The organism is Oleiphilus sp. HI0043, assembly GCF_001634935.1.
In genome coordinates this window covers 1-9,607 of record NZ_LWEY01000579.1, presented here as the reverse complement: position 1 = coordinate 9,607, position 9,607 = coordinate 1, and the positions used below count along the sequence as shown (strand labels likewise).

Genomic DNA, 9,607 nt, shown 5'->3' with positions numbered 1-9,607 from the left:
AGCGAAACCGAATGCATTCAATCCGTCTAGACCAGAAGTGTCACCACGATGGTTGTGGATTTTCAGATCGTTGATCTGAACACCAGCGATATCGATGTAAACATCTAAATCAGTGATGTTGAAGTAGCTATCCATGTGGATTTTTGAGTTCGCATCACCGTAACCAGTAGAACCAGTCACAGCATCAGAAGCTTCAGCAGCAGAGATACGACCATTACCATCAGTGTCAGTAGCGCCGAAACCATTACCATTGTTTTCGATATGGATATCTTTGTGACCCAAGTAACCCGCAATGCTTAAGTTGCTGATCAAAGTAGTAGTTTGTGCAGTAGAAAGATCTGCGCCTGGCTGGTAAGTAGAGTCAGCAATACCGATTGCACCGATTTCGTATTTGAAATCAACCGCTGTTACAGCTGCGTCGATAACTTCTTGAGTTGAGAAATCAGCAAGTGCAGTAGCACCGCCAGCAATAAGGTCATCAGCACTGATAAGAGCAGCCAATGGATCAGTAGCGATTTCGTGAATTAACAAGTCACCGTCTTCGATACCAACACGACCCTTAACGAATGTTCCGCCAAGTGCACCAGCAACTGCTTGAACAACAGATACACCAGGAGCAGCTTGTACATTGTTAGCTTCTAGCTGTGTCAAAGATGCACCATCAGCGTTAGCTTCGATACCGCCAGCCAAACCAGCTAGACGACCGTCATCTACAGCACCGTATGCTAGAGCCAATGCAGCTAGACCTTCAGCACCGTAAAAATCAGACAAACCACGATCTAAAATGTTTTCGCCAGTAGCAGCAGAACCAGCAATATCGATGTTCATACGGATATTGTCAATCATGTCAGTGTCGTTTGCTAGGTTATCGTCACCAGTGTTTGCGTTGCCGCCGATGCTGATGTCGTTGATGAATAGGCTACCAGCATCTTTATACATGAACTGACCGATAGAAACTTTAGTTTCTAGATCGATAGTCAAACCAGCTTGACCAGTTAGCTCGCCCATTGCTGAGTCGTCTAGAGCTTTAAGTTCAGCTTGTGCGCCAGCAGAAGCAGCAGCGATTGCAGAAACTAGTGCGATTTTTTTCAGGCCTTTCATATTATTCTCCTAATATTTAGGTTACGTTAAAACTGTCTTAGACTTATGTGTCTTAACGCGATCATTTGATTTATATGATTTCATTTTTTTCTAACAAGCTGTGTTGCTCGCCAGTGAGATCATAATATGTATTTTGATTTCTATTTACCGTGATTGCTTTCACAAAAAGTTACGGAGAGTAACCTTTAGGCAGAAATGTAAGGGTTTTTAACAGAATTTGACATTTGAAGGCTGTTTTCGGGCGTATTTTAGAATTTAAGAAAGAAAAAAATGTCGACATAAAGAAAAACAATACAAAATATTGAGTTAAATAGAGCCCCTAAACGAAAAAACCGCCTTTATAGGCGGCTTTAATAAAACAAGGCTTTTATTTTTTAGTAAAGTAAACCGGCTTTACTTCCAATTCTTGAGGGGTACCCAATTTAAACTCTCCATCCTCCATCTTAAAAGGGTATGCCCAATGGCGAGCCCAACCAGCAATATGTTCTGTCATCACGATAATTCTCTGGACATATGTACCGTCATCTCGCTTGATGGCCCTAATATACATAATACCAACTGCCCACATTGAACGCGTTTGAGCAATAGCTGCCATGCTTTCAGCGAGTTTTACTAGAACAACCTGTGAAGGTAGTTTTGCTTCAATATCTGGAATGACTGCTTTAAACTCGGCATCAGGAGACAGCGTCAAGCCAAATGGAGGGAAAGAACCGTTTTTAACAACTTCCTTTTTAATTCTATCAAAGCCTTTGACCATCATATATTTGAGTTGGTTTACAGATTGCGCTTCTGTTAGCTTGGCACGCTTTAAAGAGTTAAAATCTTCAGCCTGCAAGGGGGTAACCCAAGGCAAAACGCATAGCGCTAGAAATAAAAAGCGACGAAATGAACGCTTCATAAAAACTCCATTTGTTAAGTATTATTTTGCGGCGATAATTTATCAGGCGTCGAACAAATGTCCATATACATTCTCATAGATTTTAATTTTGCGATAACTGAATGAAGAATTTTGAAACAGCTTACCAAACAAATCAAACAAAACACCCGGCAAAGTGGCTACAAAAGGAAATTATTCTAAATGATGAGCAATGCCATGCCTTGTTAGCCTCCCTCCCCCATTCAATCTTTTTAGATAGCGGCGTTGATGAGTCAAAAGGTCGCTTCAATATTATTAGCGGTTCGCCTTTATTTACCCATACAATAAATAAAGCAGAGTTATCTCACACTCCAAACCTAGTTAAGCCAAGCAATATTCATGAGTCACTTAACTACGAGCAACAAGAAATCCCATCAATATTTTCAGATTTACCTTTTACAGCAGGGTTAATTGGATACTCAAGTTATGAGTATGGAGCTCTTAGTATTATTGAAGCACCTCAATTAATGGAAGAAAGTAAACTCCCCCTTCTATATATAGGTGAATATACCTGGTCTTATATTCATGACAAAAAACAAAAGCGCGGTTATCTAACGTATTCACCACGCTGCCCTCTCGATTTGCGAGACAAGATTGAAAATATTATTTCCGATACCCACGAAAAGAACGCCACATATAAACATAAGCAGCAAACTAACAAGCCTAACTGGCAGAAGACCATTTCATATCAGCGTTATTCAGAAGCTTTTGAGCAAATACAAAGCTACATAATTGCCGGAGACTGTTATCAAGTAAATCTAACTCAGCGTTTTGAAGCAGATTTTGATGACCCATCACTCCCTCTGTATTTCCACCTCAGAGAAAAAGTCGATACGCCTTATTCAGCGTTCATCTCTTTTAGTGACGATCAACAGTTATTAAGCTTCTCGCCTGAACAATTTATTGGAATCAAGAATAAAGAAATAAACACAAAACCAATAAAGGGCACCGCTCAGAATACAAATAAAGCTGAAGCCCCGCAAAAATTGCAAGAAAGCACAAAAAACCAAGCCGAAAACTTAATGATTGTTGATTTACTTCGTAACGACCTAAGCAAAGTTTGTGAATTAGGCAGCGTTAAGGTGGAAAAACTATTCGAACTTGAAACTTTCAAGAATGTGCATCACCTAATTAGCCATATAAAAGGAAGGCTTAGGAAAGATATCAACGAATTAGATGCCTTTTTCGCATGTTTTCCTGGCGGATCTATTACGGGAGCTCCTAAAATCAGGTCAATGGAAATTATTAATGAGTTAGAAGGCTCCGGCAGAGACGCCTATTGCGGTTCAATTTTTTATCTAAATGGAAATGGAAATTTTGACAGTAATATACTTATTCGAACCATTGTGCATTCGGGAAATAAATTACATTGCTGGGGCGGCGGCGGAATCGTTCACGACTCAAACTGTAAAGAAGAGTATCTAGAAAGTTTAACTAAGGTCAGTAATTTAACGGGAATTTCGGAATAAGCATATAGAGCCTTCCTTATATAGAGCTAATCGTCCTGTTTTACTGACTCATCTTCGGTGCCGACTAGCTCTAATTGTGCATTTAATTCTTTGGAAATTAGCTCAATATCTCGAATTTCGGCCAAGGTTGGCAGGTCATCAAGGCTGCTTAGGTTGAAATAGGAAAGAAAATGCTTGGTCGTTGCATAAATTGCTGGTCGACCGGGAACCTCGCGATGACCCACAACTCGCACCCAATTTCTTTCTAGCAGGGTCTTCATTATGGTAGAGCTGACTGCAACCCCCCGAACTTCTTCAATATCGCCACGCGTAATCGGTTGGCGATAGGCAATCAAGGCCAATGTTTCCAAAAGTGCTCTGGAATACTTTTGAGGTCGTTCTTCCCATAAACGCTGTACCCACTCGCTCATTGAAGGCCGGGACTGAAAGCGATAAGCGCCAGAAAACTCAACCAACTCAACACCACGACCTTTGTAGTCTTCCTCAATTTCTTGCAATACGGAGCGAAACACTGCCCTGGTAGGCGTAAGGTCAGGTTCCAATAAAGCTTGAATCGCATCGATAGACAAAGGTTTACCTGCTGAAAACAGAAGCGCTTCGACAATAGGTTTTAATACTTCAACGGTGGGCTCAAGTGAATTATAGGTGTATTGATTCCCTACATTAGTAAGATCTTCGCTATTTGAACTAAGTAACTCTTTAATGTCTACCATTTCAAAGCTCTTTATTGTGCTCCGCGCGCCCGAACATGAATAGGCCCCAAGGTTTCTGATTGAACAAAATCGAGCAACTGCTCTTTAACTAATTCCATAATTGCCAAAAATGTTACCACAACACCATCTCGCCCTTCCTCTGGACTAAAGAGCGCAGCGAAAGGGACGAACTGTTCGGGCGTTACCTTAGATAAGATAATTGTCATCCTCTCTCTAGTTGAGAGCTTCTCTTTTTCAATATGGTGGCTTACAAACATATCAGAGCGTTGCAGAACAGAATTAAGTGCCTGAATTAACTCATTTAGCGAGACATCAGGATGTATCTTTCCGTCAGAACTGGTTTCTGCTTTGATATGAACAGGAACTATTTCTCTATCAACGCGTGGTAACTCATCCAAATCTTCAGCTGCTTTCTTGAAGCGTTCATATTGCTGAAGGCGACGAATCAATTCAGCACGTGGGTCTTCTTCTTCGTCATCTTCATGCGAAATTTTAGGCAATAACATTCGAGATTTGATCTCGGCCAACATCGCAGCCATGAGTAGGTACTCAGCAGCCAGCTCGAACTTCATCTTTTTCGCAACTTGAATATATTCGATGTACTGACGCGTTATCTCACTCACATCAACTGCCAGAATATCCATATTTTGGCGTCGTATCAAATACAGGAGCAGATCTAGCGGGCCTTCAAAGGCTTCGAGAATAACCGATAAAGCATCGGGGGGAATATAGAGGTCTTGAGGGACATCCCTTACAACTTTACCTTCGACAATTGCCAAAGGTAATTCTTGTTGCACAGCTGACATACTCAAGCCCCCTATCTTCTAGCACTTTACGCGCCGAAAGATAAACCCATTACACGTCGAACTTCCTGAAGCGTTCCCTTTGCTGCGTCACGCGCGCGCTCGGCACCTTCAGATAAAATACTACGCACTAATTCTGGGTTCTCTTCATACTGGCGAGCACGTTCACGAATTGGGCGCTGCTCTTCAAGCACTTTTTCAATTATTGGGTTCTTACATTCCAAACAACCAATGCCTGCACTGGTGCAACCTTCACGAACCCAGCATTTAGTACTTTCGTCGGAATAAACATCATGCAACTTCCACACAGGGCACTTATCTGGATCACCCGGATCAGATAAGCGTACACGTTGTGGGTCTGTCTGCATGGTTCGTATTTTTTGAGTAACCGAATCCGGATCCTCACGTAAGCCAATAGTATTGCCGTAAGATTTGGACATTTTCTGACCATCTAAACCTGGCATCTTCGATGCTTCAGTCAATAATGGCTGAGGCTCAGGTAGAATCACTTTACCGCCTCCCTCAATAAAACCAAACAAGCGTTCACGATCGCCTAGTGATATATTTTGCTGGTCTTTGATCAAAGCTCTTGCAGTTTCCAAAGCCTCATCGTCGCCCTGTTCTTGGAATCGCTTCTGTAAATTACGATAAAGCTTGGCGTTTTTCTTACCCATTTTCTTTATCGCTGCTTCAGCCTGCTCTTCAAAACCCGGATCTTTACCATATAAATGATTAAAGCGACGAGCAATTTCACGCGTCAATTCGACATGAGCTACCTGGTCAGCACCAACAGGAACAAAACCCGCACGATAAACTAAGATGTCAGCACTTTGTAATAATGGATAACCTAAGAAACCGTAAGTTGCCAAATCTTTTTCTTTCAACTTCTCTTGCTGGTCTTTGTAAGTTGGTACACGTTCCAGCCAACCTAAAGGCGTCATCATTGACAACAATAGGTGCAACTCTGCATGTTCAGGCACCATAGACTGAACAAACATTGTCGCTGAACCTGGGTTAATACCCGCAGCAAGCCAATCGATCACCATATCCCACACGCTCTGTTCGATCATGAAAGGGTCTTCATAATGCGTTGTGAGTGCATGCCAGTCTGCAACGAAGAGGAAACATTCATAATCGTGTTGCAACTCTACCCAGTTCTTGAGTACACCATGATAATGCCCAAGATGTAGCTTGCCCGTAGGGCGCATACCGGATAAAACTCTTTGCTGTGATTCAACCGAACTCAAAGCTGGCTCCTATTTATAATCTGCTATGGATAATGGATTACGTGATGAAAGTCTGGCTCGTAAAAAATACCAATGACTACTTACATACCACCTTCCGTAAAAAACGGAAGTATACTTACTTTTCTTGATAATTTCAGGGTCAGTGTATTTTTCTGGTGATCGAAGCAAAAAAACCTTAAGTTCTAGGCTGGCGCATCGTTACAAATTCTTCTGCAGCAGTAGGATGAATACCAATAGTTTGGTCAAAACTCTGTTTCGTAGCGCCAGCTTTTAATGCAACGGCAATACCTTGAATAATCTCTCCGGCCTCTGCACCAACCATGTGAACACCTAAGACAGCATCTGTTTTCTTGTCTACAACCATCTTCATTAAGGTACGTTCATCACGCCCAGACAAAGTATGCTTCATCATTTTAAAATTAGACACATAGACATCAATGTCATCAAACTCTTCCCGCGCTTGCTCCTCACTCAAGCCAACCGTAGCAATATTTGGCTGACAAAAAACAGCCGTCGGTATCAAGGAATAGTCGACTAATGAAGGTTTAGTTGAGGAAAAGAAATAATTAGCTAAGAACATACCTTCGGCAAGCGCAACCGGCGTAAGCTGCATACCACCTATTACATCACCAATCGCATAGATCGAGGGTTCACTTGTTTGAAAATAATCATTAACCTTAATCTGACCTTTGTCATCAAGCGCTACCTTAGTATTCTCTATGCCTAAGTCGTAGGAGTATGGCTTTCGACCTGTTGCATAAAGCACCAAACCAGTAGATTCGGTAGCGCCACTTTTTAGCTGAAGATTTAAAGAACCGTTATCCAGCTTTGAAATACTGTCGATATTCTCATTAAACCTTAAGCGAATACCTTTTTTGCTAATCTCATCACGCACGAACTCCCGCACTTCTTGATCAAAACCGCGCAAGAACAGCTCACCACGATAAACCAAGGTCGTGTCGACACCAAGCCCTTGAAGAATTCCGGCCATTTCTACAGCTATATAGCCACCACCCACAACCGTTGCAGTATCGGGCAAGTTATCAAGATAGAAAAGCTCGTTGGAAGAGATTGCATACTCGGCACCTGGAATATTAGGTATGAACGGCCAACTTCCAGTCGCGACAACGATTCGCTCAGCCGAGTATTGCTGCCCTGCCACTTCGACAGTATGGGCATCAACTATGCGAGCTCGACCATTAATAATTTTAGCGCCCGAGTTAGTTAACAAGGAATCATAAATACCGTTTAAACGCTCAATCTCAGTATTCTTATTTTTGACCAGGGTTTGCCAGTTAAAACTCAGATCACCATTTAAATGCCAACCATAGCCTTTGCCGTCTTCAAGCTCTTCATGAACATGGGATGCATAAACAAATAGTTTCTTTGGTACGCAGCCTACATTTACACACGTACCGCCAAGATAGCGATCTTCTGCAACAGCAACTGTAGCGCCCATCGAGGCCGACATTCTAGCCAAACGAACACCGCCGGAGCCAGCACCAATTACAAACAAATCAAAATCATAAGATGACATAAAGAACTCTTCAAAAACGGATATTGTCGGTATGCCTAAGCTCGAAAACTACACTAGAGCATTTAATAGCTTAAGACAGGTAAAATATAAATACAGAATTAGTGACTGCACTCTTTGAATAATACATTTTCAACGAGCTCACCCAGTTTAACGGTTCCAAGGGTTTTATAACCAATACTCTTATAAAACTTCAAGTACCGCGTATTACCAGTATCAAGCGCTATACCGCCGGAGCGCGGGTTTTCTTTACAGATATCTTCTATCGCCAACATCAACTGCTTACCGTAACCCGAATTTCTGTATTTTGAATCCACCCCCAACAGAGGTAATTCATGGTGTTCACCTTTAGGTAGACACTCGTGGATCTGTTTATGGTAATTAATATAACGCCATGTACAGTCCATTCCTGCTGTAAGCATCATACGCAAACGCCAGTTCCACTGACGACTTAGTGTCAAACGGATATCCGGACTGCCAACTAGCGCAACTGCAATCAAATGATTATCCAATGCCAGGCCGATCACATCTTGCTGATTGGAAAAATGTAAGTTAATTAACTCTCGTATAGTTGCCCTGATACGTTGATCATAACCAGGGCGCGAAGCGTCAAATAGGTATTTAAAGGTAGGCTCATGTTTATAAGCTCTATATAGAATTGCTTTAGCTTCGGTAAAAGCGCCAGGTTCAAGTCGAACAACTCTTGCTTTGGTTTCTTCTGTTATTCTTGTCATAGGTGCCCCTAGTTCTTAGACTAATATATCGCGCTACAGACTTATGAAGACAATGTCATTCTGGCGCTGATCTTCCCTGGTGCATCATCTTTATCAATGGAAATCTGCTCGACTCGCACACCTAATGAGCTTTTCAAGCGACTTAACCAAGAAATTACCTTATCGAAAGAGGCGTCATCCACCCAAACTTTTAGCTTATTGTCGCCGCTTGGCTCGAAGCGCTTAAGTGCCACTTTCTGTTGCTTTGCAAGATTAGTAACCGATGAAACCAGCTGCTGGCTATTCAATGCTTTTTTGGAAGCACTGCCTTGATTGTTTTGACCAAGACTTCTCAGTGCGGCTTTATTCTGGTTTACCAAGGCTAGCAATTGCTGATTTTGCTCAAGCTTTGCCTCGGCTTGTTTTTTGTATTCATAAGCTGGCTTCATTAAGCCAAAGATCAGAATAACCAAGCTCAGAGCTACAAGCAGCACTTTAAGAGCCAAACGGTCACGTGCCGATAGCATCTCATACTGTTTGCGCATATTCAGTAGCGCAGAGTTCTGTTTTAAAGCTTCTAACATCTCAATATCTCTCTTAACTACCTAAACTAAGCACCGCCGACACTAATACGGCCGCGAAAATATTCTTTTTCTTGAACAGCGGAACTGATCTTCGCCGTTAGGCCAGCACTAACGATGGCATTTTTTAAACTCTCTAACTGATCAAAGCTTTGAGCCTGCATTTCTAAGACTAACTCAGCACGCTGCTGATTATAGTTAATGCTTTTAAATTGAAGCTGGCCTTTAAATTTGCTTCGATCAAACTGATACCCCGCCTCTCCTAATAAATGGAGAAAACCGACATCGACACTACTACCGCCCTGGCGCTGCTGGTTAAGCTTACCCTTGATAATACGCGGCAATTTGCCAAGTGTTGTCCGTTTCGAGTTGGGTACTATTTTTTGGTAGGCTGTTAATGCGCTTTGGCCAGCGGAATCAGCCTGCCCTTCAAAGTACATACCCTGGCCAATAAACACGCCGAATTGCAGTAAAAACCCAAGTCCAGCAAGTGCTGCAACAGCTCTCCAGCGATGCCAGGACCCGCTAGA

General features: G+C 42.2%; 10 protein-coding genes. 1 reads left to right on the top strand and 9 read right to left on the bottom strand.

Translation table 11 applies throughout. The features are described 5' to 3' along the window. Nucleotides 1-1,101 (bottom strand): DUF6160 family protein (locus A3729_RS07240; protein ID WP_231877375.1); only part of this gene is annotated, 1,101 nt, incomplete at its 3' end. 367 nt (nucleotides 1,102-1,468) lie between these two features. After that, nucleotides 1,469-1,999, bottom strand: a complete 531-nt coding sequence (locus A3729_RS07235; protein WP_068511044.1) for a hypothetical protein — start codon at nucleotides 1,997-1,999, stop codon at nucleotides 1,469-1,471. A gap of 101 nt (nucleotides 2,000-2,100) precedes the next feature. Here A3729_RS07235 and A3729_RS07230 point away from each other — a divergent pair, with 101 nt between their 5' ends. Then, on the top strand, nucleotides 2,101-3,486 hold the full coding sequence (locus A3729_RS07230) for an anthranilate synthase component I family protein (protein ID WP_082880525.1): 1,386 nt from the start codon (nucleotides 2,101-2,103) through the stop codon (nucleotides 3,484-3,486). A 26-nt stretch (nucleotides 3,487-3,512) separates the two neighbouring features. Here A3729_RS07230 and scpB read toward each other — a convergent pair whose 3' ends face one another. The 7 genes from scpB to gspL all read right to left on the bottom strand — a co-directional run. Then, complete coding sequence (gene scpB / locus A3729_RS07225; protein WP_068511046.1) at nucleotides 3,513-4,199, bottom strand: SMC-Scp complex subunit ScpB; 687 nt, start codon at nucleotides 4,197-4,199, stop codon at nucleotides 3,513-3,515. 11 nt (nucleotides 4,200-4,210) lie between these two features. Next, nucleotides 4,211-5,005 carry a ScpA family protein gene (locus tag A3729_RS07220; RefSeq protein ID WP_068511048.1) on the bottom strand — a complete coding sequence of 265 codons (795 nt, stop codon included), beginning with the start codon at nucleotides 5,003-5,005 and terminating at the stop codon, nucleotides 4,211-4,213. 26 nt (nucleotides 5,006-5,031) lie between these two features. Beyond that, complete coding sequence (locus tag A3729_RS07215; RefSeq protein ID WP_082870226.1) at nucleotides 5,032-6,249, bottom strand: tryptophan--tRNA ligase; 1,218 nt, start codon at nucleotides 6,247-6,249, stop codon at nucleotides 5,032-5,034. A 175-nt stretch (nucleotides 6,250-6,424) separates the two neighbouring features. After that, nucleotides 6,425-7,786 carry a glutathione-disulfide reductase gene (gene gorA, locus A3729_RS07210; RefSeq protein WP_068511050.1) on the bottom strand — a complete coding sequence of 454 codons (1,362 nt, stop codon included), beginning with the start codon at nucleotides 7,784-7,786 and terminating at the stop codon, nucleotides 6,425-6,427. 98 nt (nucleotides 7,787-7,884) lie between these two features. Continuing rightward, nucleotides 7,885-8,517, bottom strand: a complete 633-nt coding sequence (locus A3729_RS07205; RefSeq protein WP_068511052.1) for an N-acetyltransferase — start codon at nucleotides 8,515-8,517, stop codon at nucleotides 7,885-7,887. A 41-nt stretch (nucleotides 8,518-8,558) separates the two neighbouring features. After that, nucleotides 8,559-9,080: a type II secretion system protein GspM gene (gspM, locus tag A3729_RS07200; protein ID WP_068511054.1), complete on the bottom strand. Its 522-nt coding sequence runs from the start codon at nucleotides 9,078-9,080 to the stop codon at nucleotides 8,559-8,561. A 26-nt stretch (nucleotides 9,081-9,106) separates the two neighbouring features. Then, on the bottom strand, nucleotides 9,107-9,607 hold a 501-nt coding region (gene gspL, locus A3729_RS07195), incomplete at its 5' end, for a type II secretion system protein GspL (protein ID WP_231877374.1).